This window comes from Njordella aestuarii (assembly GCF_056494165.1).
The window spans coordinates 4,421,168-4,447,103 of sequence record NZ_CM151397.1 but is presented as its reverse complement, the minus strand read 5'-3'; the positions used below and the strand labels follow the sequence as shown (position 1 = coordinate 4,447,103).

At 50.0% G+C, this 25,936-nt stretch carries 23 protein-coding genes; 12 read left to right on the top strand and 11 right to left on the bottom strand.

The features are described 5' to 3' along the window. Positions 1–623: 623 nt before the first annotated feature. The 3 genes from SH451x_RS17610 to SH451x_RS17600 all read left to right on the top strand — a co-directional run bounded on the left by SH451x_RS17610 (position 624) and on the right by SH451x_RS17600 (position 2,320). A complete protein-coding gene (locus SH451x_RS17610) occupies positions 624–1,076 on the top strand; it encodes a hypothetical protein (RefSeq protein WP_479358307.1) in 453 nt (150 codons plus the stop codon). A 291-nt stretch (positions 1,077–1,367) separates the two neighbouring features. Beyond that, a complete protein-coding gene (locus tag SH451x_RS17605; protein ID WP_479358305.1) occupies positions 1,368–1,790 on the top strand; it encodes a protein-tyrosine phosphatase family protein in 423 nt (140 codons plus the stop codon). A 158-nt stretch (positions 1,791–1,948) separates the two neighbouring features. Then, positions 1,949–2,320, top strand: coding sequence for a hypothetical protein (locus SH451x_RS17600; RefSeq protein WP_479358304.1), 372 nt, complete (start codon positions 1,949–1,951; stop codon positions 2,318–2,320). 128 nt (positions 2,321–2,448) lie between these two features. On the opposite strand, the gene SH451x_RS17595 is transcribed toward SH451x_RS17600, so the two are convergent. Then, the gene (locus tag SH451x_RS17595; RefSeq protein ID WP_479358303.1) at positions 2,449–3,738 is read right to left on the bottom strand and encodes a hypothetical protein; all 1,290 of its coding nucleotides are present in this window, start codon (positions 3,736–3,738) and stop codon (positions 2,449–2,451) included. A gap of 108 nt (positions 3,739–3,846) precedes the next feature. On the opposite strand from SH451x_RS17595, the gene SH451x_RS17590 reads away from it, so the two are divergent. From SH451x_RS17590 to SH451x_RS17570, 5 genes are all read left to right on the top strand, one after another. Further along, a complete protein-coding gene (locus SH451x_RS17590) occupies positions 3,847–4,257 on the top strand; it encodes a ribosomal maturation YjgA family protein (protein WP_479358302.1) in 411 nt (136 codons plus the stop codon). A gap of 244 nt (positions 4,258–4,501) precedes the next feature. Further along, positions 4,502–6,418, top strand: coding sequence for a glycosyl hydrolase family 28-related protein (locus SH451x_RS17585; protein WP_479358301.1), 1,917 nt, complete (start codon positions 4,502–4,504; stop codon positions 6,416–6,418). A 1,165-nt stretch (positions 6,419–7,583) separates the two neighbouring features. Next, entirely contained in the window at positions 7,584–7,973 is a 390-nt protein-coding gene (locus SH451x_RS17580; RefSeq protein ID WP_479358300.1) for a TadE/TadG family type IV pilus assembly protein, read from the top strand. 89 nt (positions 7,974–8,062) lie between these two features. Further along, positions 8,063–9,121 (top strand): VWA domain-containing protein, encoded by a 1,059-nt coding sequence (locus SH451x_RS17575; protein WP_479358299.1) that lies wholly within the window; start codon positions 8,063–8,065, stop codon positions 9,119–9,121. Between the two features lie 8 nt (positions 9,122–9,129). Next, a complete protein-coding gene (locus SH451x_RS17570) occupies positions 9,130–9,585 on the top strand; it encodes a TadE/TadG family type IV pilus assembly protein (RefSeq protein ID WP_479358298.1) in 456 nt (151 codons plus the stop codon). A 187-nt stretch (positions 9,586–9,772) separates the two neighbouring features. Here the strand turns inward: SH451x_RS17570 and SH451x_RS17565 are convergent, their stop codons facing one another. Beyond that, a complete protein-coding gene (locus SH451x_RS17565) occupies positions 9,773–13,615 on the bottom strand; it encodes a calcium-binding protein (protein ID WP_479358297.1) in 3,843 nt (1,280 codons plus the stop codon). 574 nt (positions 13,616–14,189) lie between these two features. Between SH451x_RS17565 and SH451x_RS17560 the strand changes: the two genes are divergently transcribed. Further along, a complete protein-coding gene (locus SH451x_RS17560) occupies positions 14,190–14,618 on the top strand; it encodes a hypothetical protein (protein WP_479358296.1) in 429 nt (142 codons plus the stop codon). On the opposite strand, the gene SH451x_RS17555 is transcribed toward SH451x_RS17560, so the two are convergent. From SH451x_RS17555 to SH451x_RS17520, 8 genes are all read right to left on the bottom strand, one after another. Beyond that, positions 14,609–15,355 (bottom strand): ABC transporter ATP-binding protein, encoded by a 747-nt coding sequence (locus SH451x_RS17555; protein WP_479358295.1) that lies wholly within the window; start codon positions 15,353–15,355, stop codon positions 14,609–14,611. The two genes, SH451x_RS17560 and SH451x_RS17555, sit on opposite strands and share 10 nt — an antisense overlap. Beyond that, entirely contained in the window at positions 15,352–16,563 is a 1,212-nt protein-coding gene (locus SH451x_RS17550) for an ABC transporter permease (RefSeq protein WP_479358293.1), read from the bottom strand. The genes SH451x_RS17555 and SH451x_RS17550 overlap by 4 nt, the downstream gene beginning before the upstream one ends. Then, positions 16,560–17,705: an efflux RND transporter periplasmic adaptor subunit gene (locus SH451x_RS17545; RefSeq protein ID WP_479358292.1), complete on the bottom strand. Its 1,146-nt coding sequence runs from the start codon at positions 17,703–17,705 to the stop codon at positions 16,560–16,562. The genes SH451x_RS17550 and SH451x_RS17545 overlap by 4 nt, the downstream gene beginning before the upstream one ends. Positions 17,706–17,869: 164 nt before the next feature. Next, the gene (locus SH451x_RS17540; RefSeq protein ID WP_479358291.1) at positions 17,870–19,084 is read right to left on the bottom strand and encodes a DsrE family protein; all 1,215 of its coding nucleotides are present in this window, start codon (positions 19,082–19,084) and stop codon (positions 17,870–17,872) included. 205 nt (positions 19,085–19,289) lie between these two features. Then, complete coding sequence (locus tag SH451x_RS17535) at positions 19,290–20,714, bottom strand: rhodanese-like domain-containing protein (protein WP_479358289.1); 1,425 nt, start codon at positions 20,712–20,714, stop codon at positions 19,290–19,292. Positions 20,715–20,738: 24 nt separating this feature from the next. Next, on the bottom strand, positions 20,739–21,572 hold the full coding sequence (locus tag SH451x_RS17530) for a sulfite exporter TauE/SafE family protein (RefSeq protein ID WP_479358288.1): 834 nt from the start codon (positions 21,570–21,572) through the stop codon (positions 20,739–20,741). Beyond that, the gene (locus tag SH451x_RS17525) at positions 21,560–21,889 is read right to left on the bottom strand and encodes a YgaP family membrane protein (RefSeq protein WP_479358286.1); all 330 of its coding nucleotides are present in this window, start codon (positions 21,887–21,889) and stop codon (positions 21,560–21,562) included. The genes SH451x_RS17530 and SH451x_RS17525 overlap by 13 nt, the downstream gene beginning before the upstream one ends. A 243-nt stretch (positions 21,890–22,132) precedes the next feature. Then, complete coding sequence (locus tag SH451x_RS17520) at positions 22,133–22,609, bottom strand: hypothetical protein (protein WP_479358285.1); 477 nt, start codon at positions 22,607–22,609, stop codon at positions 22,133–22,135. Between the two features lie 9 nt (positions 22,610–22,618). Between SH451x_RS17520 and SH451x_RS17515 the strand changes: the two genes are divergently transcribed. The 3 genes from SH451x_RS17515 (at position 22,619) to SH451x_RS17505 (ending at position 25,595) form a co-directional block, all read left to right on the top strand. Continuing rightward, positions 22,619–22,903 (top strand): F0F1 ATP synthase subunit gamma, encoded by a 285-nt coding sequence (locus SH451x_RS17515; protein ID WP_479358284.1) that lies wholly within the window; start codon positions 22,619–22,621, stop codon positions 22,901–22,903. A gap of 913 nt (positions 22,904–23,816) precedes the next feature. Beyond that, positions 23,817–25,169: a hypothetical protein gene (locus SH451x_RS17510; protein WP_479358282.1), complete on the top strand. Its 1,353-nt coding sequence runs from the start codon at positions 23,817–23,819 to the stop codon at positions 25,167–25,169. Positions 25,170–25,268: 99 nt separating this feature from the next. Next, positions 25,269–25,595, top strand: a complete 327-nt coding sequence (locus tag SH451x_RS17505; protein WP_479358281.1) for a hypothetical protein — start codon at positions 25,269–25,271, stop codon at positions 25,593–25,595. 58 nt (positions 25,596–25,653) lie between these two features. Here the strand turns inward: SH451x_RS17505 and SH451x_RS17500 are convergent, their stop codons facing one another. After that, on the bottom strand, positions 25,654–25,932 hold the full coding sequence (locus SH451x_RS17500; RefSeq protein WP_479358280.1) for a hypothetical protein: 279 nt from the start codon (positions 25,930–25,932) through the stop codon (positions 25,654–25,656). Between the last annotated feature and the right edge of the window lie 4 nt (positions 25,933–25,936).

The following is a 25,936-nucleotide window of genomic DNA, read 5'->3' as shown; positions in this document are numbered from 1 at the left end:
AAGCAGCCGTTTTTTCTGGCGGTTCCGGGAGTGCCTTTGTAGTCAGTAGACGTACCTGCAGCCCGCACAAGGGTTGGATCTGACGCCAACCCTTACGTGCTTGGTTCAAACAAAACATCTGGTCCTCTTGAACTGGGTAAATCCTAGCGCGAGCCGACGTTGTCTAATCCGCAGAAACAACGGATCGCATTACAAAACAATGCGACTCAGCTTCGGAAGTCGAGTTTCTGCGACGGGACGATTTCCGTTATCACTCGGTGATGAGATCGACGTGCGCTCAAATCTGGAGCTGCCACCGTGATCGTACCTTCACAGCGAACAAGCCTAGGGCAACTCAGGCTCCTATGCGCGAAAAACTCATGTATTGCAAATCGATGTCTTGTGGCAGATAATCGGGAGGCGTTCTTTCGGGACGTTTCTGATCACCCTCTCTGGCGAAGCAGTGCTAGTGCGAGCGTGGCTTGACCGCTTGTCCGACTCGTTTCAACTCCAGAGAAAGGCTGGTATGCGACGTTCCAAGACGCCGGGTGACTAACAGATGCACGCGAGATGCAGATCTCGCAAATATTAGTAGCAAAGTCAATTGACCGCAACCGAGTGATTTTCGTCGAATTCTGAGATAAATGAACTTTTCTCTCCGAACAATTTTCATTGTCATTAGCATAACTGCTTTGTTGTTAGTCGCAGCAGACTGGTATCGACGACTTCCACCAAACGGGTACGGCTATTGGGCTCGAAAATCGGGTACTAGCGAATCAGAAAATCACAAATATTCATTGGGCGGCTTTGATGTAGAAGGCCAGTATTTTGCGGGATTTATGGTACGAGATTCTTCGACTAGTTTAACGTTTCCGGAGTGGGTGCGATGGGAAGAGGGATGTCTATTCGTAAATGAAAAGCGGGTTTTACCTAACTCGCGATACCAGCTTTTCATATGCGATGGTTCTCAACGTCCAACAGTTGTAACGTTGAGTTCCTCTGAACTGAATGGATTTAATTCGCTCCATCTAAATTTTAATAATCACTTGGACGAAATTTGGGAGAACTTAGGAAAGAAGCAATCGACCACGAAATAGCATTTCGTTGTACCGAAGCGACGAGGGATCCTTTTCCCGCGATTTAGTGCTAATGCTTCGATTGTCTTGACATCGCTGGCTGACATTAGCATTGCCAAATTTGTACTTGCCCACGCTTCTCCTGGTGCATGAACCAAGACACACAAAAAGTTGAACCGAGAACTCGGTAGAACGCGCTAAAAATGTTAAGTTTGGTTGGCCGGGCCTAGGTCCCTGCAGTCGTAATATCTAAGAATTTGTGGGATCGGATTTTTTCCACGCAGTCATGCTTCGGCAAACCGAGCAACAAGATTGATACGCGCCGTCTACTCCCATCTGCTGTATGTTGGCAACGCGATGGATGCTCGTAATCTAAAATCGATCTACGACGCCCAGATTCTCGCTGTAGTTGATCTCGCGATAAATGAAACTCCAGCCAGACTGGGACGTGATATCATCTACTGTCGCTTTCCAATGAACGATGGTGATGGAAACGAAGATGCCCTGATTAAGCTTGCGATCCAAACGATTGCTACCCTGGTTAGAAAAGAAATGCGCACGCTGGTCGCATGCAGCGCCGGGATGAGTCGCGCTCCAACAATTGCGGCGGTTACAGTCGCCCTGCTGACGGGGCGAGATCCAGACGACTGCCTTGTGGACTTGATTGCAAATGCACCAAATGATGTATCGCCGACGCTGTGGGAGCATGTCAAACGAGTATATAATACGCAGTAGCCGAAAGCGGACCCAAAAGAACACTAATAACTAAAAGTTGTTCAAGAGAGGGCGAACAAGCCGTTTTTGGTGTCGGAATGGGACTCTTCCGGAACGTAGGCTTGGTCGTCGTGCAACGAAATTTCATCGCAATAGCGTGCTTTAATTCCTGGACCGAAATGAGCTTCTCACGCCCAGACAAAATTTTCAATCCGTATGAGAGTCCTCAAACGGACTCGTTACCGTTGGCCCAGCAGAACATCGGTAAATTGAAGGAACGCGGCTGGTTTTATCGCAAGGTTGTAGTTCTAGAGCCTATCGAAACGATCATAGAATACGATGGGCTTCGTCAAGGGATGGAAACCGTTTTTATCGATGGGAAGATCGCATGTCAAAAATCTAGTTTCTATTTCACTTCTACTCATTTCGAATTCAACGTGCCTGGTCGGACTCAAGATGTAAGAGGCACAGTTGAGGTCCGGCGTACGCCTTGGTTGACTTTGTCGCGCTTTGTGATTTGTATTGAAGGTGAAGTGATCTACGCCGAGTAATGCACTTATCCTAACACAGGCATGACAAATCATCCTTAGTCTTGCAAAGACTTGCACACGTAACAGAATTAAAGAAAACCACCTAAAATGGTGCGTGGCAGCGAATCGAGTTTTTCTTGAATAAAGAGCTACTCGTCCAAATGTGGTGTTCGAAGGCCAAGCTTGTCAAACGGATTGCCATAGATACAGTATCCCCAATCGAAACCGTAACGTTCCTTTTCCCAGGCTCCGCGAACTGCGAGCCATTCTTCTAGAAACGGTTCAGAGTAACAATGGTTCAAGTAGTCCGTCCAAGCATATGCCAAGCATTGTGTCTTGCACTTTGGAATCAAGAACTCGATCTGCTCGAGTCCGATTGAACGTGATGACCCCAGAAGAGTTTGAGTAGCAAAGTGAGGCGTGAACAAATAGGAATCAGCCAAGAATCTGTTGTTCATATACTTCACGTTTTGGATGTCCAATGCGTGGCACCCCCAAATCGATACGATTCGAGATTTGACGTCCAAGCTTTCCAGTAGAACGCGACCGGGATAGTCCAGCACTCCGGGGAGAACACAGTTTCCAGGAAACTCAGGCGCGTCGAGCACATGCTGGGAGCTACCGCTATGTGCATAGAGAAAGCAAATCTCAGCTGGTTGTGAAAGTACGTGCCTTAGGTCATCGGGAGTTGTTAGGATCGGTTCGTGAGCGGCGTCAAATCCGCCTCGTTGTACCACACGCTTGCTGTAGACAGGCTCAAGCGCCTTGTGCAGATGATTCAGTTGCGGCCAGTCTTTGGAAGTCAAAATTGCAGCTTGGTTTTCACTTGCGAGTTCAAAACGCCGCAGATGCTCATTCACCTTGTGGAAATAAGCTTGAATTTCACTTAACGAACGCTGGTCCTGTTGATTGTTATAATAAGGCCGAAGAACAGCGATCCACAATTCGTGCACTGGTTTCTTCTTTCCTAGTTGCAACCAAGGATCGTAGAAGTCGAATTTACTATCGTTATCGCGATCCTCGATCTGCCCATCTAAATCGGAGTAGTAGGCAAACATGGTGGAATCATCACCGCATGCGTTATGGAAGGTTGGGAATTGAAATTGTCCAACCAGAAATGCTCCACTGATTCCGTTATTCGCATGTAATTTCTGCAAGCCAGCTCGGAGCTTCGCGGGTAGAATATCGCTGTTGACAGGGTAAACTACGATCTCGGTGTCAAAGCGTTCTCGCACTAGGTCGGCATAGCGATTGAGTTCTGTCTTGAGCTGCAAATTTTGCAAGTACTCGTGCTGAACGACGAGTACTGCGCGCTTTGCAGGTTCGGCGGATAGAGCACTGTTTCCAGGCGTAAGGGCTGCTAAGTGCCAGACTAAGGTAACAAACAATAAGTGTCCCGCAGACAATGCGGTGAAGCGTTGCGATTGCACTGAATACACTGTATTAACTCCAAGAATTAACATACGCAGGATGGTCGTAGGCCTATTCTACAGGACTGAGCCGAAGGGATGCTCGTTATGTAGACTGAAATAGAAAGCACTTGCTGATTGATTCGTACTCGATCCATCTACATCACCGTCGCCACAGTTGTCGTAATTGCTGGCCTCGCTTCGCGCAGATACCGAGGGCAATTGCCAAAGTTCTTGGCAGAGTACGCTGGAGACACGCTGTGGGCCCTGATGCTTTTTTTGTTTATCAGCACGCTACTGGCGAGTCGGTCGATATTGGCACGGGCAGCAATCTCTCTCGCAGTTGCCTTCTTGGTAGAGATCAGCCAGCTCTATCATGCACCGTGGATCGACTCGCTTCGTCAGACAACGCTGGGCGGGCTGGTGCTGGGGTTCGGATTTCTCTGGACCGATCTCGTTTGCTATTCGGTTGGCATTGCGATCGGAGCCGTCGCCGAGTGGAGAATCAGACGCATCAGTCGACAAACTAGATCTGTACCTCGCAGTTAATACGTACGATGTGTGAGTCAAATCCAAACTTAGGAAAATAGATCTTGCGAGATCCCAGTAGCGATCGGGCGTTCCGCAGGCGATGGCAAACATATTAGTGTGTTTCGCGGGTAGAGCTCGCCCAAGCTGAAGGTCAAAATCGGAGTAGAGTTTCTTCTGGAAGGTATAATCGCTGCGGCGGTTGGCTTTGTCGCTAAATGTTCACTTCAAGCTTTTTGAGATTGTTCCATCTCTGGTAGTTTCCATGTCAAGCAAAAAACATCTGCTAAATCCGATCTGTTCGTGCCTACTGGCGTGCATTTTGTGTTCGACGACGTATGTGGTTGGTCGATCACAACAGTTGAGGCTCGGGGCGGAACTAGAAGGGCTTGCGGATATCGCGTATCCGCAATGCGATATGGTAATTGACATCACCAAGGAACCATACAACGCGAAAGGTGACGGAGTTCACGATGATACGGAGGCGATTCAGCGAGCACTATCGGACATGATGGGCCTGCACAAGTTGCTCTACTTTCCCAACGGAACTTACTTGATCTCGAAAACGCTTCAATGGTCCAAAAAGAATTCTGCTGGCAACGACGCCTGGGGAAAGAATTTCTTATGTGGTCAGAATGTGAACAAAACAATCCTCCGGCTCAAAGACGGCACCTGCACCGATATCGCAAAGCCAATGAGCTTGATGTGGTGTGGTGGCTTCGGATCAGCGGATTGGTTCCACAACTACGTTGAAAATTTGACCTTCGACGTCGGCGAGAACAACCCTGGCGCAATAGGTTTACAATTTTATTCGAACAACTCAGGTGCTGTGAGAAACTGCCGGTTCCTTGCTGCAGATAGCAGCGGCTTAGTGGGGCTTGACCTGGGGCATCGAGACATGAATGGTCCCTTGCTAGTTCGCAATTGTGAAGTGGTTGGCTTTGATCGTGGTATCAGTACGGCGAGTGCGGTTAACGGCCAAACCTTTGAATACATCACGATTCGCAATCAAAAGAAGTTTGGCTTTGACAACGAAGGCCAATCGATCTCAATTCGCAGTCTATACAGCGAGAACTCGGTGCCAGTTGTGCGTTCCTATGGGACTTTCTGTTTGGTCGATGCAAAACTCAATGGTAAGGACGCGGCAAACCTTTGGCCTGCGATCATTAACTACAACGGCGGTAGGATCTTTGTTCGCAACATTGAAACTTCTAGCTACGCGCGCTCGATAGCTGATGGAGCGACTCCCGATTGGTTTTCGTTGACTGAAATGGAAGGTACCGACAAGCTGGGGAGCCTTGGACCAGCGGTCGTTGAGTATTGCTCGCATCCAGTGACGATGGCATTTCCCACTGAAGAAACTTCACTCGGACTGCCTGTTCAAGATCCTCCAGAAATCGCGGCAGATCCAGTTGCAACTTGGGCGAACGTTGATGCGTTTGGTGCTGATCCTACTGGAACCAAAGATTCTTCGGAGGCGATTCAAAAGGCGATGCTTTCAGGAGCAACCACAATATTCTTTCCGGGATCGTATGCACTAGAATCAACGGTAACTCTCGGGCCTAAAGTGCGGCGTGTCGTCGGTATTGGCGGAATGGTGGACTACTTTAGTAGAGCCAAGCCAGATTTTAAGATTCTCGATGGTGAATCGTCGACTGTTTTGTTTGAGCACTTCGCTCATATCCATGGCGGAGTAAATATTGATACAAATCGGACGGTGATATTTCGAAGTGTTTCGGATTGCGATCTAACATTTGGTCCTAAAGCAAAAGGAGGTCAACTTTTTTTCGAAGACTTCGTGACTCATAACCTCGCATTGTCGAATCAAAATGTTTGGGCGCGACAGTTGAATGTTGAAAATGAGGGTACACACGTTATCAATGAACTTGGCGATCTCTGGGTTCTCGGGTATAAGACCGAGCGAGGTGGTACGCTGCTCGATACGAGAGGCGGAGCCCGAAGCGAGATACTCGGTGGCTTTAGCTACACCACCACGGCGGGCAAGCTTGCCCCCATGTTTGTTACCACCAACTCATCCGTCTATGCCTTCTTTAACGAAGTGTGCTTCAATGGAGATCCTTTTATTCAGATCATTGAAGAAGTTCAGGGAAATAGCAGAAAGACATTGTATAAAGAAGACGCAGGTTCAGCTCCATACTCTGCTCGTATCCAACAACCATGAAAACACTTCGCAAGGAAAGTGACTGATTGAAGTGGTCCCCAATTCAGGTCGTGACGTTACTCTCTACGCATCAATGTGCATAGAGCCTCGCATCAAAGGGCCTTCGAAGTTTGCGCCCATTTCGGTTGTCAAACGCCCTTCGAAATCTTCAAGATAGATGACCTCAACAACCAAGGGTTGAGTCAATTGAAGAATAGCAACGGGGCAGCGATCTAATCATCAGCGTCGGATTGAACCTTGCTGGCTATTGCCTCCCAGTCGCAGAAACATCCAGGTCCGCAAACAGACTAACTCAGACCTCATGTGGCAGTGCGATTTTGCATGTAAATGCAGACGGATAACCAAAGGTGTGGTCGACCTTTACTTTCTCGTGTTCATCACATTGGTAGCCGCCGAATTTGGCGATCCCCCTGCCCTGCACAATCCTGCAGCGAGATCATGACAAAAACTACATCGCATCTTGCGACTAGATCATGGAATCGACCGATTGCAAGATAAACAAGACATGTCCACGATCTCCAAACCTACAAGCCTTCGTCGAGCGAGTAATTCAAACGATTAAGCACGAGGCTGCTCAATGGCTTTTGCATTGTCAGCGAAGCACATCTAGACTGCATCTTAAAAGTGACTCAAGACTGGTACAACCATCGACGGGGTCACAGTGCCCGCGATCATTTACCACCGGTACGAGAAGAGTCACCACCGGCCACGATCGATTTTAGGAAGCAGGAGCTAATCTGCGTTGCAGAACTTGGCGGCCACTTAAAGTCGTATATGGCGGCCGCCTAGAGGTACCGGTCGCAAAACGATTCAGGTGCAAACTGCGAATTCAGCTGTGCGGATACGCCGAAAATGACATAGTCGTCACCTAACACGTCATTTCTCTGCGCTAAATAATCATCTTGTCGCAGCTATAAAGCTCGCTTCCAACAATCAACATGCGTAAGATTCAAAATGCAGTTTTTTTTGTACCGCGCGAATTGAATCTAGTCAGGAAGCGATTTAAACGGAACGCGCTAACCATATTTACTACAATCGGCATTTTCCACACAACCGACAGTACTTGTGGCAATTCGCTCCCTCAAGTCTCTCGTGCATCCGACAGCCTCCGGAATGCAAGGTACCGTTTAGAAGTTCAAGAACCCAATATAAACCTACGCAATTTATGGCAAACCTCAGACGCGGTGCAGCTCTTATTGAGCTGGCAATCTTTCTACCATTGTTGTTTTCAATTGCTATGGCGACGATCGAGACCTGTCGCATGATCTATTTGAGGCATTCGCTCAAGATCGCCGCATACGAGTGTGCAAGGCTCGCAATTGTCCCAGGGATTACTGCAAGCGACATTCAACTGCAATGCGATGCAATATTGATAGGTCGTAGAATCAAACAGTATACGCTTACCTGTACTCCTTCAAACCCACAGGAACTAGGCTTCGGTGATTTGTTTGTCGCTGAAGTCGAAGCTCCCGCCTCGGAAGCAGCGTTAGTGGGAAGCTGGTTTTATCAAGGAAAAATACTGTGTGAGAAAGTTACAATCATGGCGGAGTATTAAAATTGCGAGTACGCGAAAGCAGATTCGTACCACCTATTAGAAGACCAAGATCGGCGGGCTCACTACAAAACCGATGTGGCGCGACAACGATGATGCTATGCATTATGCTACCCGTCATTTTGATGGTATCGTCGTATGCCATCAATGTGGCGTACATGGAGCATGTCCGAACAGACCTACAGATCGCGACGGACGTAGCAACACGAGCAGCAGGCCGCATGCTGGCTGTAACGGGAAATCAAGACGTTGCGCGTAGAGCAGCGGAAGACATGCTCGCCCTCAACCCGATCATCAATCATACGGTGTCACTTGACGAGCTGAATATTGATTTCGGCGTCTCCACTCGCTATAGCGAGATGGAAAGATATCGCTTCGAGCCTCATGGAAAGAATCCAAACGCCATTCATATTCACGGAAACGGTAATCTAAATCTGAAACCACTTTTTCCGACCATGGGCGTACCAATTACAATTCGACCGGTGAAGACAGCTATCAGCACGCAAACGGAACTTGATGTCGCTTTGGTAATGGACCGCTCTGGTTCAATGTCTTTTTCCGCAGGTCAAACGTCGGGCCCGTTCGCTCCGCCGAATGCTCCGCTAGGCTGGCAATTTGGGGATCCAGTGCCACCCTACGCAAGGTGGTTAGACGCTTGTGCTTCTGTCCGACTATTCCTGGACTTGCTCAACGAGACTTCGCAGAATGAGTTAGTTGGATTATGTACCTACGGAAGCGATGCAAAGATGGATCAGCGACTAACGCAAGATTATACAAGAGTTAACACTAGCATGGATGCGATCAGCCAGCAGTACGAAGGTGGTGCAACTAATATCGGTGGAGCGATTGAAGTGGGCATTGAGACGCTTGCCCATAAACAAACGGCGCGACCTTGGGCTACGCGTGTTATCATTCTCTTGACTGATGGAATTCACAACACAGGCACAGACCCCGAGACGGCGGCACAAGCAGCCGCATCGCAAGGAATTCAGATTTTTACCGTCAGTTTTTCTAACGAAGCTGATATCGGAAGGATGTCTGAGATTGCAGCTATTGCAAGCGGGAAACACTTTCATGCCGACAGCGCCGACGACTTGCGTCGAGCCTTCATCGACATTGCTAAAAGCTTGCCAACCCTCATAACACACTGACTTCCACCATGTTTCGAAAAGTACCTAGAAACGGTGCAGCCCTTGTGGAATTTGCTGTTGTGCTTCCGTTGCTGTTTTTAATCTTCGCTGCAATCATCGAGCTCAGTCGAATGATGCTCTTACAACAAACCGCCGATACTGCTGCTTATGAAGGAGCGCGTCATGGTATGGTGCCTGGCGCGACCGCCGAGGAAGCGTTTGACGCCGCCCACAGACTCTTACATCAGGCGAACCTTGCCGGCACGAGGGTCATCGTTGATCCATCTGAAATAACCGAAAGCACTGGGGCTATAACTGTTTCTGTCAGTATTCCGTTGGCCGAAAATTATTGGTTTCTGAAGTTTTGGAATAATAATGCGGTTGAAAGCGACGTTACATTGATCTGCGAACGCGTCCCACTGGTTCAACTCACAGGACTTCCAAAGTTGAAAGAGAAAGTGAAGAAAACACCCAAGCCAAAGTAGTGTGATGATGGTACTGATTAGCAAGATTGTAAAACTGTCGTCGCCAACTCGCAACAATCTCCGGAAGCATTTGCATTTAAGCCCTAGCTTTTTCGCGCAAACAATTTCTGCAATCGAGATTCGTGGATAGCCTGCGTCGCAATTATTTTAGAATTTCGACACTGGTTCGATCCCTAAGATTCCTGTTTTATAACAAATCGATGACCTCGGAGGCAAAGAAGTCCGTGATAGCGTCATCGACGGCTCGGAAATACCAGTCCAAGCTAGCCCCGCCTGTCAGAACATCATCTTCTCCCGAATCGTTCAGCACATTTACTTTTGCTTTCAGCGATACGACCGGTACGCCAACTCCAGCTCGCAAGTTTGAGATGCGTGTGGCGTAAGGAGTCGAAGCGGTCCAGGCGGTGCGCATGGCTAAGAGATTTGTCGCGATAGCGTCGCTCGTTGTGCGACCTGCAATCAAGATATCCTCGCCGGAACCGCTACTTAAGTTATCCAAGCCACGGCCGCCAATAAGGATGTCGCGTCCGCTGCCCGATATTAAAGTGTCGTCACCATTATTGCCAACCAATACGTTGTTTCCGTTGCCGCCATTGAGCAGGTTATTCAGCCCGTTACCAAGTATAAGGTCATTGCCTGACCCGCCCAGGAAATTCTCGATCGAGCCACCTGAATTCAACCGTAGCATGCGATTTGTGTGGACTGGCTGAGCGGCACTGGATGCTAAATTGATGGTCAAGTCAGAAGTTAGTGACGCGAATGAAAGCGTATCTGTTCCTTGGTTCAAGACTTCGATAATGAAGTCCGATTCAGCACTCAACGCTGCACCAAAAATATATGTATCGTTGTTCAACCCACCAAAGAGAGTATCGTCTCCTGCACCACCCGTTAGCGTGTCATCGCCCGCGTTACCGGTCAACGAGTTGTTTAAATTGTTGCCTGTAAGAATATCTGCACCTGAGCCGCCGATCACGTTTTCAAACATGACTTGCGAATTCAGCTTCAACGTACGATTGGTATGGACCGGCTGCACCGCTAAGGAACCAAGGTGCAATTTGACACTTGTCGCTAAGGCAGCAAAGGATAGCGTATCGACACCTTGATTTGAAGCTTCGATCACCACATCGGCTTCTGCAGCGGTAGCCGCACCGAAAATGTAGGTGTCGTTTTGCAGACCACCAATGAGCGTATCGCTGCCAGCGCCTCCAGTAAGCGTGTCATCGCCTACGTCACCAGTCAACGAGTTGTTTAAATTGTTGCCCGTAAGAACGTCTGCACCGAAGCCACCGATTATGTTTTCAAACGTGACTTGCGAATTCAGCTTCAATGTACGATTGATATGAACCGGCTGCACCGCTAAGGAGCCAAGATGCAATTTGACGCTTGATGTTAAGGCAGAAAACGATAGAGTGTCGGTTCCCTGATTCGCAGCTTCTATCACCACATCGGCTTCTGCAGCGGTAGCCGCACCAAAAATGTAGGTGTCGTTTTGCAGACCGCCCACAAGCGTATCGCTGCCAGCGTCTCCGGTGAGCGTGTCATTTCCGGTACCGCCAATTATAGTATCATCGCCTCGGCCGCCGCTAATAAGATCGTTAACTTTACCTCCCAGTAAGCGATCATTACCATCGCCGCCGTTCATCGTTACTGAACCGCTGAATGCCTGGGCATTGAAAATATTGGCCGAGTTCCCTCCAACCAAGGTGGCAGTTTCTACACTTTGCAGTTCCATTGCACCGGCCTTGTAGTAGCTGAGCAAACCATCTGTCAGCCCCACACTTGGAGAGTCGATTGTGCCGATCACTCGGTCGCGACCTTCACCGGCGATATAGCGAAACACTCCTCCAGCGACTGGTAATGCAAGGCTGCTAGTCAACAGATGCAACACATCATCACCGAACCCAGTGTCGACGATCAAGTTCTGCAGACCCGTCGCCTGCAGACTATTGTCAGCGATTGTTACTCGATCGGCTCCCGCATCCACAAATCCAAGATTTAAGTTGATAAAAGGCGTGTTCGACACCACTAAAGGGACAGTTGGATAACCGTTAACGGTTCCCGAAATCTTCATCGCCGCTGAACCGGAGAACGAAATTGCTGGATCCAGACGGAGATTATCAGTAGACCCGCCAGTCGAATATTCAAAGGACGTTAGTCCAGCAACTTCAGTACTCTCAATCTGGCTTCCGAAGATTAGAGGATTATTTAGATCGGTGCGGAAGCTTATGCCATCGCCACGCTCGAAAATTTCTTCCGGGAAGACAGTGAATTCATTGGCCGCGCTGCCCTCGATTCGAAGCGAGTCGTTGGCGCCAGAGCCACCCTCAAATCGAACTCGCTGCCCGAGATCGATCATACCTGATCGCAGATCAACGGTTAGCGTGTCGTTCTCATTATCAGCGCCCTTGATAAAGACACCGGATGTCGTCGCATAGTCACCTTCTTCAAGAAGTAGTTGCCGATTGACGTCAAATAGCTGCAGTCGATGATTCGAGCGTTTGAGTAGGACGTTATCAGCGGAACTTTTTCGGTTACTGCCATTGAGCTGGATTCCCGTTGGCATCGCGTACGTTAAATTGCTGGAAAGTTCCAGGACGAATGCATCAAAAGTTCCAAGACTTGTCCTTGATTTTTGTTGGGGACCAGGATTGAAGTCTGCGGTTCCGGAAAACCGGCCTCCCAGCACAAATTTGCTACCGAACGCTGCAACTGACGCCGTATTGACTCTGTCGGTGCCGCTGACGGTTTGTCCCCAAACATAGTTTCCTCCGTCTCCTAACGAAACGATGAACGAATCGACGTTTCCGCGCTTCAGGCGATGTTGGATTTGAGCTCCTGGAGCTAGATCGATAACGCTGCTTCCGAAGTTGCCGGCAACAACCACTCCGTACGGTCCTAGAGCAACTGAAGGAAGAGTTTCTGGCCCCGCACCTCCTATTGCGTGTGCCCAGTTGCCGTTGGGTAGTAATCGTTCTACATAAATGTCGCCGTCGCCCGCCGACGTAAGGTTAAACAATTCAACAGTCCCACGAAACACTCCGGTCATTGCCGGGGTTGTACCGTTCGTGACCGAGACTGGTCCAGAAAATCCTTCTGTCGCCCGTCTGACAGCCACCCATTCCCTATAAATTGCGGGGTTGTACAGATCGTTAAAGTACTTGACCATGAATGCAGCGCGTTCTGGTCCCGAGTCAACGTAAAAATGTCCTCTGTCTGGGTCGAAATCTGCTGTGCCCTTAAAGGTGCCGACCGCAAAGATTATATCATTTTCAGCTACGCCAATCGCATCGATCGATTCGTCTGTCACCTCAGCAAAAGGATTCAGACTTCGCTTGCCTCCAATCGTTTGAACGTAGGTTTCGCCTAGACTGTACCTCACCAGAAATCCATCGGCACCACCGGAGGACGTCTTGCTGACGACTTCGTCAGTGAAGTCGAAATCAACGGTATCGCGGAAGTGACCAGACACATAAAGAGAGGAGGTTGCTGACTGCCTCAGCGGTGTTGTCCATGCAATGTCCGTGCCTGCGTCCCTTCCCGGACCACCAAACGACCACGAAATTCCATAGTCACCATGATCGTAAAGCAATACAACGAAAACATCAGTATCTCCACGTGACGTTGCGTAGGCCGTCCCCTCTGTTGGGTCCAGATCTACCGAGCCTTCAAAAGCGCCTGTTAGATACAGCCTGCCGCCATAGCTAAATGGATCAGAGGTTGTCTCAGCAAGAGCAACCGCGTTGATTTGGATTGACACATCGCTGGAAAGCGTGCGAACCCAATGCAGGCCCCCATCAGCATGGTTGCGCTTTATGAAGACATCGTCTCGATCCAAGCTCGAAGAGCTGACACTGTTTACTGCAGGGCTTGGATCGAAATCGACAGTTCCTCGAAAGTGGCCGACAGTGAAGACACCGCCTTTGGCATCGATTGCCACTTCAGTGACTCGTTCGCTGCCGGTCTGAGCATTTCCAAACGTCTCAATGGCACCGAAGTATCCGTACAACATGCGGCGGTCTTCGAGCAACATGAACGTACAACGTCGATGTGGCGGGGGCAGAAATCGCCAACAGTTGCGCGCCGCTAATACGTTCCAATTGATGCATGATTTCAACCAGGCGAATATCGGCATTGATGCATTCCAAACGTGAACTCAGCGAACATTTCACGGTGATTATAGCTTTTCCGCTGAGATATTTAGTCTCGAGATTAGAATTACTTTAATGCTGAATGTCGCACTTTTCAACTGCGGACATATGCTTTGCCACCATGCAGGTGCCAGGCCGTCCGCCGCAACGTGCTGGGTGAGTCTAGTTTGCCCTTAGTCGCTAATAGTCCGGACTGTCAAATGAACGATTTGGAGGAGGCTCGCAAACGGTTAAGAGACGTAAAACAAGACGATTTCACTATCTATAAGGCTAGCAAACTGCGATCAAGTCAAGCCAAAAATCGGACCGCGTTGACATCGCGTCACCGAGAACTACAAACTTGGGATGAAGCAAAATTAAACCAGGATCTGGCGATCAAGGCATTCGATGAATGGTTAAAAAAACACAGGAATTGCCCAGAGTTGCGGGAAATGATTTTTTCAAAAAGAGATGCGGTTGGCGGAATACTTCAAACAACGCGCGGAAGCAGAGGCGATTTTTGGCGATTGGGAAGCGGTCATTCGGCTATATGATCAACTGCTAAGTCTGAGCGGAGGCTATGAAAGTTGGATGAATCATAACACGATTGCTCAGGCCTATCTGGAAACGGACAACTTGGAGAAAGCTCAGAGGGTATTGGCGAATTTTCTAAGTTGGTACATCAATGAGTATATCTTCGTTAGGGATGAACTAAGAATCAGCAATACGATGCTGTACGAGAGATTAGATTACACCCTGCCGATCCTCAAAGGATTACGTTACGCCGAGGCCTTCATCGCCGAGAAGGTGTATTGTTTAGAACCAATGGAGCGGAGAGTATGCGGAAGCTCAACGGTCCAAGGACAACCGACTCTTATCGCGTCGCCACAGGGGCATCATAAGTGAGTCATAGCCAAAGGATTTTTAGTTCTTTGCGTCAGCTTGCCGTCTTCCATTTCATAAAGAGTGTCAAAGACGTCTAGTGAACGGTGATCGTGAGTGACAACAATGACTGAGGTGCCCTGTTCGTGGGCAACTTTGGTAAAGAGCTCCATGACTTGCCGGCCGCGAAAGCTGTCGAGCGCTGCGGTGGGCTCGTCGGCAAGAATTACCGAAGGGCGATTTGCTAGAGCGCGGGCCACAGCCACCCGTTGTTGCTGTCCGCCGGAAAGCATCGAAGGATAGCTTTGGGATCTGTCTTTGATTCCCAAATAGTCGAGCAACTCCAAAGCTCGAATCCTGGCCTGCCTACTTGATAAGCCGTTCAGCTCGCAAGCAATTTGCACGTTCTCTCCCGCTTTTAGGAACGGGATCAGATTGGATTTTTGAAAAACAAAACCTAGATGCTTTCGTCGAAAGGAACGCAAGTTCGTCAACGCCTTTGGGCCATCCATGATCAGTTGATTCGCGATATAAATCTTGCCACTTGTCGGAGGATTGATAAGTCCGACTGCGGTCAGGAAGGTCGACTTGCCAGAGCCGCTGGGACCGAGCAATGCAACGACTTCACCAGCCATTACTGTCATCGACGCGTCACGCATGGCGACGACTTCAGTGTTGTCTGAGCCATAGATCTTCGTCAGACTTTCGGCTTTTATCGCAATCTTTACCGACGGATCATCGGCAGGCAGTGACTTACTCATGCGAGGGCCTCATTGGGCGAAACCACCATCGCTTTCCAAACACCTAGAGCGCTCGAGGCGATGGAAATAACAAAGACGATTACTGCGAGTTGGATCAAATCTTCGCTGGTGATGATCACGCGGCGGGGAAATTTGGGGAATATCTGCTGGCCAATGATATAGGCGATCGCAAATCCGCTGGCTCCAAGAATTATGGCCTGTTGAAGAATTAGGCCCAGCAACACACTATTCGACGCGCCGATCAACTTTAGAAGCGCAATTGAGTGCAGCTTGTCCAAAGTGAGTGTGTACAGAATGAGAGCCATGATGATCGTGGCAATGATGGTCAGCAAAATGCGAAAAAGTCCGATCTGGCTTCGAACTTTTTCAACGGACCCTTTTAGCAATAGGTTTCGCTGCTCGTCCGCAGTATAGACCGTCACATCCGTCCAGCCTCCGATGACCGTCGCTACCGACTCTGCATCGGATGGATGTTCAAGTGTTACAAGCACTGCACTAATCGATGGACGAGCGATAGCCGGAAGCTGGCCTGATTGACGGGTTGCATTCTCAAGCAGTGCAGGCTGCTGGATGCCGACGTCAAACAAACGGCCACGCGATTCACGAGCCGCACGCTCCAAGCGAACCGCTTCTCCTGGGACATCGAGTTGTACAGCCAAAGCATCCGCTGAACTTAAGAATGCAATACCATCACCAGCCGAGCTGATCATGCCACGGCTTATCCCTACGACTTGATAGACTTCGTTGCCAATCTCAATTTGCTTTCCCAAAGGAAGCTTCAACGTCTGATCGGCGATGAGTTCAAACCGAGATTGACCAAGCGGGCGACCCTCCACCAGCGGAATCCAGTCTCCCTTGTCGGTAGGCCAGCTCAGACCGAGCACGGCCATGCGCAGCACGCGATCGCCATCTTGTCGCTGGATCGTGTGATAAACGAACTCTCGCGCAACGCGAACTCCCGGAACTGCTAAAACGCGATCGGAGAGCTTTGCTGGAACTCGAGAGATCTCAGCGAAAGGCCCTCTCGTACTTCGCTGAACCACCCACAGATCAGCATCGAGCCGATCGATCAGCAGCGTGGCATCCTCGACAACTCCGCGGTAGATTCCTCCCATGCCCATGACTACCATCAATAACATTCCGATACCGACGGCAGTCAGAACGAAACGCCCGATGTTGTAACTGATATCCTTGATTGCCAGGTTCATGGAAGCCTCACCTTCTGACCGTCTCGCAATTTGGCTCCATCGGGTGAGCGAAGCAGAACATCGCCTTCGTTTACACCGCTACTAACAGCGATACGATCTCTCGCTCGAAGTGTCACATCGACCGTCTGAATTTTTGCCACGCCAGACTGCTCGATGAAGATGGTTGCCTTATTCCCCTCCAGTTCGCAAAATTTGAGCGGAACCGTGAGTGCATCATCCGACCGTCCGTTTTCAATGTAGACTTCGGCACGCTGACCTATCGCCCAGTACTCCGGACGTTCGAGCAATTCGACATCCACAATCACCTCTCTCGTTTCGCGGTCCGCTTCTCGGCCAATGCGTACAACCTTGCCGAGAAAGGAGCGTTCCGGTTCTGAGCGAAAAACAATCCGACTTGGCTGCTCCAGACGCAGTTTTGCGATTTCGGTTTCGTCAACCCAAGCGCTAATCCAGAGGCTATCCATCGAGATGAGTGTGAGGATGTTCGTGCCAGGAACAACAATGTCGCCGACCTCACGACGCCTTTTGATCACTAGCCCATCAAAAGGAGCCATGATAAGCGTGTCCGAAAGTCTCGCTTTGTGGTAGGCAAGCAACTCTTGTGCAGCTAAGAGGGACTTCTTTCCTTGCACGATGGCGGATTCGGATGCTCCAAGACCAGCTTGCGCCACAGTCAAGGATTCCAACGACTGATCAAGTTCTTCGCGGCTAATGGCACTTTGCGAAGCGAGCGACACCTTCCGTTCATGACTACTCGTCGCCTGCTTCACGACTGCCGCCGCGCGAGCCTGTTCCGAATCGAGGCGATCAATGTTGGACTCAGCGACTTCGACGTTAGCCGCCGCAATGGCAACTTGCTGCTGTAGTTCGGCGCCATCAAGGCTTACGAGTCTCTGACCGGCATTGACCTTGTCGCCTTCATCGACGGTCAGTTCAAGAATGCGACCCGCAATCTTAGGGCTGATCATCGTCTGCGTGCGAGCCTCAAGTGTGCCCGTTCCCATCACTTCAGATGCGAGAGCACCACGCTCAACGGCATGGGACTCCACTGTGACTGGGGCCCAAAGTCTCCAGTAAAGTACACCGATAACTATTGCCGCTAGGGCCGAGACTTTGAGGATCGTTAAAAGTATGCTTTTCATTATCGCTTTGGTGGTCGCTTCTGACGAGGTTGAGAACAAACGACCACCGCTGGCCCCAAGGCACATTGCAACTTGGATTCACGAGCATACGGTCAATAGCCAGTCAATTCGAGGCCGTCCTTGGAAACAGCCTAAGCGGGCGAAATGACCTTCGGCCGCAGGCCTCATGGTCGGGGTGGTAGTTCATAGGGGGCATGGATTTCTTCCATCCCGTTTTTGATGAAGCGGCTGACAAGTTTCGCATGCTCTTGAACCAACATAATTACATATGGGTCATCCGAGCGATACCGAACCTTCATCCCTTTTTCAGTTTCTTCATAAGTCAGCGTGTATTCATCCACATGCTTGATAAGCTCAACGAAAATCGGATGAAACGTCATTGGTGGCAATGGCTTGTTACTAACTACACGGTCTTCCATTGCTGGTACATGCTCCTTGAGCATTTTGGCGATTGCTTCGTCATCGGATTCCGTAACTGCCTCGGCTCCATCTGCTAAGTTCTTGACAGTTCGCTTGATCTTCTCGCGATCCGCAAACATGGAATGCAAAGTCGTCATGTCGTCCTGCATACCTGGCATTGCACCAGGTCCGCGACCCAGTCCGCGACCCTGCATCGGACCATTACCGTTGACTTTCTCACCGGCACGCTCTTCGACCTTCGCCGTAACTTCTTGAGGCTCAGGCGTAACAGGCGGTGCTGCGATTGAGATCGGAACGTACGCGAAACCGTCGGCTTGCAAGTTTACGACAGCGGTCAACGCCGACACTGCGGGTTTGACGAATGCTGACACGTCCTCGAGATTCGAACCTTTGGTGATTAAAGTTTGGCCACACACATAAAGCTCAACACCACTGTCGTTCAGTTGCCCAAGCAGTTCCAGGTTTGGATTCCCCTCAGTCCGAAATCTGGCAGCGTACGCAGTCTCGTTGAGTACGGTGAGTGTTGCCTCTCCGTGGATTACAACGGCGATCTTCACGTTTGCTGGTTCTGCACCGCCACCAGCGTAAATGTTTAGGTACTTGGCAACTTTCTCCAGCCCGCTATTTAGTTTGCTTGGTTCTCCGCCGCTTGTAAGATCGACCAGCAATTTCGTACTCGCACGCGGTTGATGCGCAGCCTTAGACAGTTGAACCACGCCCCCGTGATCTGCAATGACCGGGTACGCGAGATCAGTCGCGTTGGCTGCGTTTGATTTTTCTTCTGCTTGGTTTCCCATTCGTCGTCCTTGGCCAAATCCCGGACCAAACCCAGGCCCCCGGCCGCCTCGAAATCCTTGGCCACGGCCACCGCCCGGTTGATTCTGAGCCGCAACTTCCGAAACGATGCCCCCAAAAATTGAAAGGAGTGTAAGTAGAGTGAAAGCAAGCTTGATATGCATGTTAAAGCCCTGTATTGAAATTGTTGTGCGTGGTTCAATTAAGTGCAACGTTGTGTTCTGTTTGGTTACGGGACGGTTGGATAATGAGTTTGCGATTTAGGCTTCTGAGGCCGCTGAAATTTAATTGACTGATTCACTCACACGCGACCGAAGTCGAGGTCGCAAAAAACTTGGGAACTCGCCAACAGGTGCCGTGAGGTAAAAACTAGACGCTCATCTTCGTTTTTGCTTTGACGCTAGGCAGGCCTTCGCTTTTCCAAGCTGTGTAACCTCCGCTTAAGTTGATGACGTTCTTGAAACCAGCGGCTTGTAAAACGCTAGCTCCGATGGCCGACCGCGCACCGCTACGGCAGTGCACAACAAACTTATCATTACGCTCTAGATCATCTGTATGTTTAGGTAGACGCCCGAGAAACCGATGCTCGGCTTGTTGGATGTGACCCTCTTTCCATTCTTCGTCCGACCGAACGTCGATCAGCGTTACTTCTCTTCTTTCGATAATGTCCGCCAGATCTCTTGGCGAGCCAGTCGTGTAAGCCTCCGACGTTTTGCCAGAAGACCGCACGAGACTCGCGTCGAAAGCTCCGGCAATCTCTTCAACGCCAATTTTATGCAATAAGCGAGCCGCTTCTTCCAACTGTTCCGGCCTACAAATGAGATACGTTGGCCGGTCATAGTCGACCAGCCAGCCTGCCCACACAGACAACATGCTCATCGGAATATTGATCGACCCTGGCACATGGCCTGTAGCAAACTCATTCGACGGAGTTAGATCGACGACGGTGCCTGATTGAAGTGCTTCAGCTAATCCATCTACATCGAGCATCTGGTGATGATGATTAGCGCCGAGAATACGTGGCCCCTCTTTGTTTACTCGCTTCATCACCGCGAAGTACTTCGGAGCTTCTGGTTGATCGGATAAAATGTAGCGTACAAAATCGTCTTCTTCGGAGAATTGCAGCGCGGGATTGAACAGCTTTTCATAGCCGACTGTTGATGTCGGAATAGCACCCAGCCCTTTTCCGCACGCGCTGCCAGCCCCATGAGCCGGCCAAACTTGTAAGTAATCAGGACGCGACTTGAATCGTTCGACTGACTTGAACAGGTCGCGAGCGCCTAGCTCGGCCGTCCCCATTAAACCCGCTGCTTCTTCGAGCAAATCTGGTCGACCGATCGAACCGACAAAAACAAAGTCGCCTGTAAAAATGCCCATGGGCTTATCAGCGCCACCGCCCTGATCAGTCACCAGGAACGAGATGCTCTCAGGTGTATGTCCGGGTGTGCGCAGGACATCGAATCGGATGTTACCGATCATAAAGTTATCGCCATCTCGTACTTTTTGGTGCGGATAGTCTTCTATATACAGGTACTTCCACTCGGCAGGCCCTTCGTCGGACACATATAGCTTTGCACTGACACGGTCAGCAAGTTCCCGAGCACCGGAGACATAGTCAGCGTGGATATGAGTCTCCGCGACAGCGACAATCGTGACACCTTCTTTTGTCGCAGTCGCGATGTACTGGTCTATGTCGCGACCTGGATCAACAATCACCGCTTCTTTGGTCTTTTTACATCCCACCATGTAAGAGGCATGAGCAAGCTTCTCGTCGTAAAAGTATTTGAGCAACATAAAAAAATTCTCCTTTTGAAGGGTTTATTTTCCTGTCAACAACATTGATTTAAAAATTACAAAGAACGCGACCAATACGACCGCGATCGAGAAGGTCTTCTGTAGCGTAGGGCCTTTCAATCGCTTTGAAACGATACCGCCAAGCCACATTCCTACGAAACCACCTGTCATGAATTGCAATGTTAGATCCCATGGCAATTCATTTCCTTGCGCGATATGCGAAGCCACACCACTGATGCTGACCAGCACAATAACGAACAGCGAGGTACCCACGGCCTGATGAATTGCCATTCCAGAGAAGATCACTAGCGCTGGAACGATGACAAACCCGCCACCGACTCCGAACATACCCGACAGCACGCCGGTCACGAGTCCAGAAAAGGCTAACAGTCGCGCGCACCGTGATGTCATCCGAAGTTTTCCATTGGCGTCACGATGGCAAGCACCTCGATCCGGCATTGGCTCGATTCCATTGGACGCGTCATCGGTCGGTAACATCGGCTTGCTCGCCTTCGACCACATTTGCCAGGCGACGATCAGCATTAAGGTCGCAAACATAACGAGTAGCACATGTTCAGCGACCAGCGTCGATAGATAAGAACCCAGCGGTGCACCAATCATGCCCGAAATGGCGAACAAGAGGCCTGTTCGCAATTCAATTCTGCCGTGCAGAAGTCTCGGTAACGCTCCAAACAGCGCAGTTCCGCCAACTGACGCCAGCGAGATGCCGACCGCTTCGCGGGGTACGACCGCAAGACCGTAAACCAAAAGCGGTACTGCGAATACGCCGCCACCACCGCCAGTCAAACCAAGTGCAAAACCAACGATGCCACCAAACAAGATGGCTAGGCCAAACATGGTTCGTCCTCACATTTCATCCAGAAGAACGTGATTGCGCACCTGAACACCTTCGCAAGAACCGTCGACGTCAATAGTTCAGTTCGTGGGGTGGTGAACTGTAGGGGCATAAGTCCGACCCTACTTCCTTGGGCCCCAACAAGTACTGAGCCCGAGTGGATAATACGCGGGACTAAAGCCGACAGTCCCTGTACTAACGGCACGAGACCCAAGTAGCCCCACAGCGTTTGTGGTCCTACCAAAACGCTCACCAGCAGTCCGAGTCCAGCGACGATACGCCCTACTCGATCGATTGTGCCGAGGTCTGGTTTGAACATTGGTGGGTTCCGAGGGCGACTTCATTCTTGCAGTTGTCAGGGTAGACCCGCGAGTAGGCGAAAGGTTACGCGGTTCGTCATCAAATATTTCAAAACCGATGAAATCCGTAAGGTCTTGGATTCCAAGATGTCGCTGGTCGATCGCGCGGGTTTTTGGCTACGTGACAGTGGATAGGTAAGTGGTAGAGGACTGAGAGGAACAAACTACCGCTTGTAGGCGTCCGGCCATTGCCTTGTCAGAAGTCAGTCCTTTAAAGGTTGATTGCGTTTGTGCATACTGTCTCCCTCGACCATCAATGCTTCACGTTCAAGTTTCTCACGCTCGTCTTGCGCGGTTTCTTCGATGAACAATGGGATGTAGGGAAAAATGATTAAGACGGCGAGCAGAAACAGAGTTGCGGCGGCAACTCCGACCATCGACCAGTCTTCGACCATAGTCGCTGCAACAATAATAGCGGCGATAGCGAACAGCGTCGCGAGACCCAGTGCGGTGTAGATGCCTGCGTAGTGAACGTCCATCTCAACTTCTTCAGACGAGATCTTTGTTTGGTTGTTGACGCGAATCCTTCCCGCTCGTGATTGTTTTTCCAGATAGCTTACCACTACGAAAGCTAGAAACAGCGGCGGCACTGAAAACGCCGCGAGATATGCTGCCTGACGATAGAAAATAAAGAGCACAATGGTTGCGACCAATGTAGCAATAAGTAACAGACGAAGCATCGTTCGTGCATGCCGCAACATCACGCGCGCGTCAGCCATCCGGAGTTACTAGGAGGTCAGCGACTGACGTTGCAATCGCTGATCCACGAATACCTATTCATCTCAACCTACCGCGCCTGCGCCGAATCACTGGCCAGTGAAAACGCCAGCCGACTCGCAGCCATGCAACGCGCCGACAAGAACATCAACGAGCTACTAGAAACCCTTCACACAAAATCCCACCGCCAGCGACAAGGCAGCATTGACGAAGAACTTTTCGACGTCATCTCCGGCTTCGACGCACTATCGAGCTAGTCCTTGAGCAAACGCACTATCGTCTAATCTTTGTCAATAGACTCAGATGCACTCGTGTGTAATATGCAAAGTTTGCATCCAGTCGTTCGCGTTGAGCACGTTTTAGTTGAGATGATTTATTGCTCTGGTCTCAACGTCGACGATTCGCTTTTTTGCAATCGTACCACGCAGGGTGAAGGTCGTCGTTGAACAACTCGATATATGGCACAGCGTTGCAAAATCAAATTCGATGAGGCTAGTCCAAAAGCTGCTTCTTTCGGAGCGAAGACTCAAGTACGTTGAGAGTCGGATATTTTTGGGCAAGATGCGCTGCGTGCTCGCTAGCGATCTTGTTGCCTTGCTCGCCTCCCCGTTCTCGCTTGCCAATTCATAGAGGCCTCCGCAGTCTTATTTTGTTAGACAAGGTATTGTACAATCTTCGATGGTGAGATTGGGGAAGCGATCAAAATTGGTGTGTTACGAGTCGGAGCTTACGTAAGGTTTTCAGGAAACGACTAGTTTGGCGATTTCTAACTCGTGCTTTTCACACCAAACGTCGCGACTATGACATGCTCCCCACTGTCGTAAATGGAGATAGCCACGTACTTCGACGATGTATCCGTTTCATCAATCCACTGGTTACTGCTGCAAATACCGAACTCCGACTGGTACCGGAATGCGGTAAAGGAGTTGCCATCGAACATCTCAGTCACATTAGATCTGTACGCAAATGGTTGCGATTTTGCTCTCCATACCCAGGAACGTGGTAGCTGGTTGCATTTTCCAGAGCTGCTAATACCATGAAACCGCAATCTTTGCCGCCTAGGTAAGTAGACGAGACTTTCCACTATCCATCGGGCGGATCAAAATTAACCAAACACAATAGATCGCCGTCATACAATAACTTCTGCCGAAACGCTCCTGGTAACTAATTATGTTTAAACCCTTGGCTGTGCTGCTTATTTTTCTACATCTCACCCTACCCTCTCGGGCGCAGATTACGGAACCGATCATAAGTCGTCTCGACTATTTTGAACGACGAACCGTAAACGAAGATTTTGAGTCTGGACTTGCAAGCTGGAATCGCGTTGGCGTAGCAGCAGGGGTGTCTGTTCAAAATTGGAGTGCATTGCCAGACGACCCGGATGCGTTCTATCAGTCCAACAGCAAATTTCTTACGCGGCCCGATGATGCTGACGCCCCAAATGGCGTCTACGATGGCAAAGTCGTAAAGCTCAGTGGCCGAGTTGGACTGTGGCAATACGCTGCCATCAACGGTAAAGCGACTCGTCAAGTGGCATGTTGCAACGCGCGTAAACGTTTGATACCGGGAGCTAACGGAGTAATGGGTTGGGCAGGTTTCGGTGTCATTTACTACGATGCCGATTGGGTTGAAATCGATCGCCAGGAGCAACAAATCTTCGACGAAAAAATAAACGCGATTGAACCAGACGTCGGCTATTCCCAGTACTCGTTTGGCACCAATATTCCTTTGGACGCCGCGCATTCGATACTTTGGATATCCAACGACGGCAGCAACACTGAACTTTGGGCCGATGACTTGATTTTGCTCAACATGTTCAGCGGACCACCTCGGCAAGACTTAAGCCAACCGGTAGGCTCCCGCTTCACTCAGGATCCGTTATCAATTAGCTTTGTGGGTAATGCTAGTTTCAATGGCATCATCTCTTTCGACTATGTAGATTACAACTCCGGATTCTCGGAGAGTGACCGCTTCATACTCGCCAACTCTTCGTACTTCTGGGACTCTGCGTTGCTATCAAACTCAGCGCTTATTGATCGCGGCAATATGCGAAATGCATCGGCTCAATGGCAATTTATTGATTTGGTTCCAGGAGAAACATACGAGTTGCTGGTGGCTTATGGAAACAATGGTAACCAAACCGTGGTTGGAATTGACTTTTACGATTCGAATTGGAACCAAATCGACAAAGTCTCTGAACCACTCGATGCTAACTACTCGGGCTTTTTTCCGACCGGCTTCACGGCGTTTTTAGACAAACAGCTGTTCACCGTTCCTACCAATGCAGCCCACAGTAGCTTCTTCATTTGGAATGCCGAAGGAGGACAGATTTCGATCTACCAAGCATATATAGCGCCAGCAACGGTACAGGCCAGCATAGCAAGCTTCGCGTCAGTCGCCGCTACTGCGGAGGCGAGTCCATCATCTCAGAAAGCAGCGCCGCTCGGGCGTGCCTCGAAGAATACAATGAGGAAAGCCAACGTAGCGGCACGCAATGCTAAGATTGTCAGACGGCCGAAGTAGCGATTTGCTGGTTGTAAATGCAACCATCGATTGAGAGGCAGTTACTAAGGGCAACCAGTCAAACTTTCGGATAAACTTGTCGACGATGCTCGGGCGGTCGTGCCGTTTTCGCAACCAAGTACTGCCGGCCAGATCGAAATCTGTGCTGCACTTGGAAAAACGATCGAGCCGCTGCTTCGCGGTGATCGAGCTCTCTCGTTGCAGATGGCCGGAGGAGAGCGTCCGTTGTCGCAGCTCTTAACGGAAGTCAATGCTGATGTATTGGCGGATTCACTAAGTGTGATCGCGTACGAAGCAGCTATGTTGGCCTCGTCCAAGCGATCTGCCCTCATCGCGCAGCGAGAGAGCTTCATATTTGAGACTGTAGGATCAGATCCAATCGGTGAGAGAGTCGACCAACTCGCTATATACGCTGCTCTCGGGTAAACATTGGTTCTCATCTTCATTCAGATCGATAGTCCCGAGCAATCGATCAAGCGAGTTGCTATGTGCGTGAGCCAGGGTGGCCACGACATTCCTGATGAAAAACACTTAACAAGATTCGAGCAAACTCAAGCAACCGTGAAACGGGCCATTGAGCGTCTACCTGAGGTGAATGCACTCTTGCGATGGTCTTTCCAGTGAAGCGATTCATGACATCGATATGACGCAGCATCCGATAAACGCTGGCCGGACTATCCGCGACGGCATCAGCACCGAGCATCACGGGTGTAAGTCGGCGATATCCTTCGAGCTTGTTGTAGGGGTGAAAATCGCCTTTCAATCGG

What these genes read in the sequence shown, in the direction of transcription:
- SH451x_RS17610 (WP_479358307.1), top strand. Translation starts at nt 624, where the DNA reads ATGAACTTTTCTCTCCGAACAATTTTCATTGTCATTAGCATAACTGCT.
- SH451x_RS17600 (WP_479358304.1), top strand. Translation starts at nt 1,949, where the DNA reads ATGAGCTTCTCACGCCCAGACAAAATTTTCAATCCGTATGAGAGTCCT.
- SH451x_RS17585 (WP_479358301.1), top strand. Translation starts at nt 4,502, where the DNA reads ATGTCAAGCAAAAAACATCTGCTAAATCCGATCTGTTCGTGCCTACTG.
- SH451x_RS17580 (WP_479358300.1), top strand. Translation starts at nt 7,584, where the DNA reads ATGGCAAACCTCAGACGCGGTGCAGCTCTTATTGAGCTGGCAATCTTT.
- SH451x_RS17575 (WP_479358299.1), top strand. Translation starts at nt 8,063, where the DNA reads ATGATGCTATGCATTATGCTACCCGTCATTTTGATGGTATCGTCGTAT.
- SH451x_RS17570 (WP_479358298.1), top strand. Translation starts at nt 9,130, where the DNA reads ATGTTTCGAAAAGTACCTAGAAACGGTGCAGCCCTTGTGGAATTTGCT.
- SH451x_RS17565 (WP_479358297.1), bottom strand. Translation starts at nt 13,615, where the DNA reads ATGTTGCTCGAAGACCGCCGCATGTTGTACGGATACTTCGGTGCCATT.
- SH451x_RS17555 (WP_479358295.1), bottom strand. Translation starts at nt 15,355, where the DNA reads ATGAGTAAGTCACTGCCTGCCGATGATCCGTCGGTAAAGATTGCGATA.
- SH451x_RS17550 (WP_479358293.1), bottom strand. Translation starts at nt 16,563, where the DNA reads ATGAACCTGGCAATCAAGGATATCAGTTACAACATCGGGCGTTTCGTT.
- SH451x_RS17545 (WP_479358292.1), bottom strand. Translation starts at nt 17,705, where the DNA reads ATGAAAAGCATACTTTTAACGATCCTCAAAGTCTCGGCCCTAGCGGCA.
- SH451x_RS17540 (WP_479358291.1), bottom strand. Translation starts at nt 19,084, where the DNA reads ATGCATATCAAGCTTGCTTTCACTCTACTTACACTCCTTTCAATTTTT.
- SH451x_RS17535 (WP_479358289.1), bottom strand. Translation starts at nt 20,714, where the DNA reads ATGTTGCTCAAATACTTTTACGACGAGAAGCTTGCTCATGCCTCTTAC.
- SH451x_RS17530 (WP_479358288.1), bottom strand. Translation starts at nt 21,572, where the DNA reads ATGTTTGGCCTAGCCATCTTGTTTGGTGGCATCGTTGGTTTTGCACTT.
- SH451x_RS17525 (WP_479358286.1), bottom strand. Translation starts at nt 21,889, where the DNA reads ATGTTCAAACCAGACCTCGGCACAATCGATCGAGTAGGGCGTATCGTC.
- SH451x_RS17520 (WP_479358285.1), bottom strand. Translation starts at nt 22,609, where the DNA reads ATGCTTCGTCTGTTACTTATTGCTACATTGGTCGCAACCATTGTGCTC.
- SH451x_RS17515 (WP_479358284.1), top strand. Translation starts at nt 22,619, where the DNA reads ATGCCGCAACATCACGCGCGCGTCAGCCATCCGGAGTTACTAGGAGGT.
- SH451x_RS17510 (WP_479358282.1), top strand. Translation starts at nt 23,817, where the DNA reads ATGTTTAAACCCTTGGCTGTGCTGCTTATTTTTCTACATCTCACCCTA.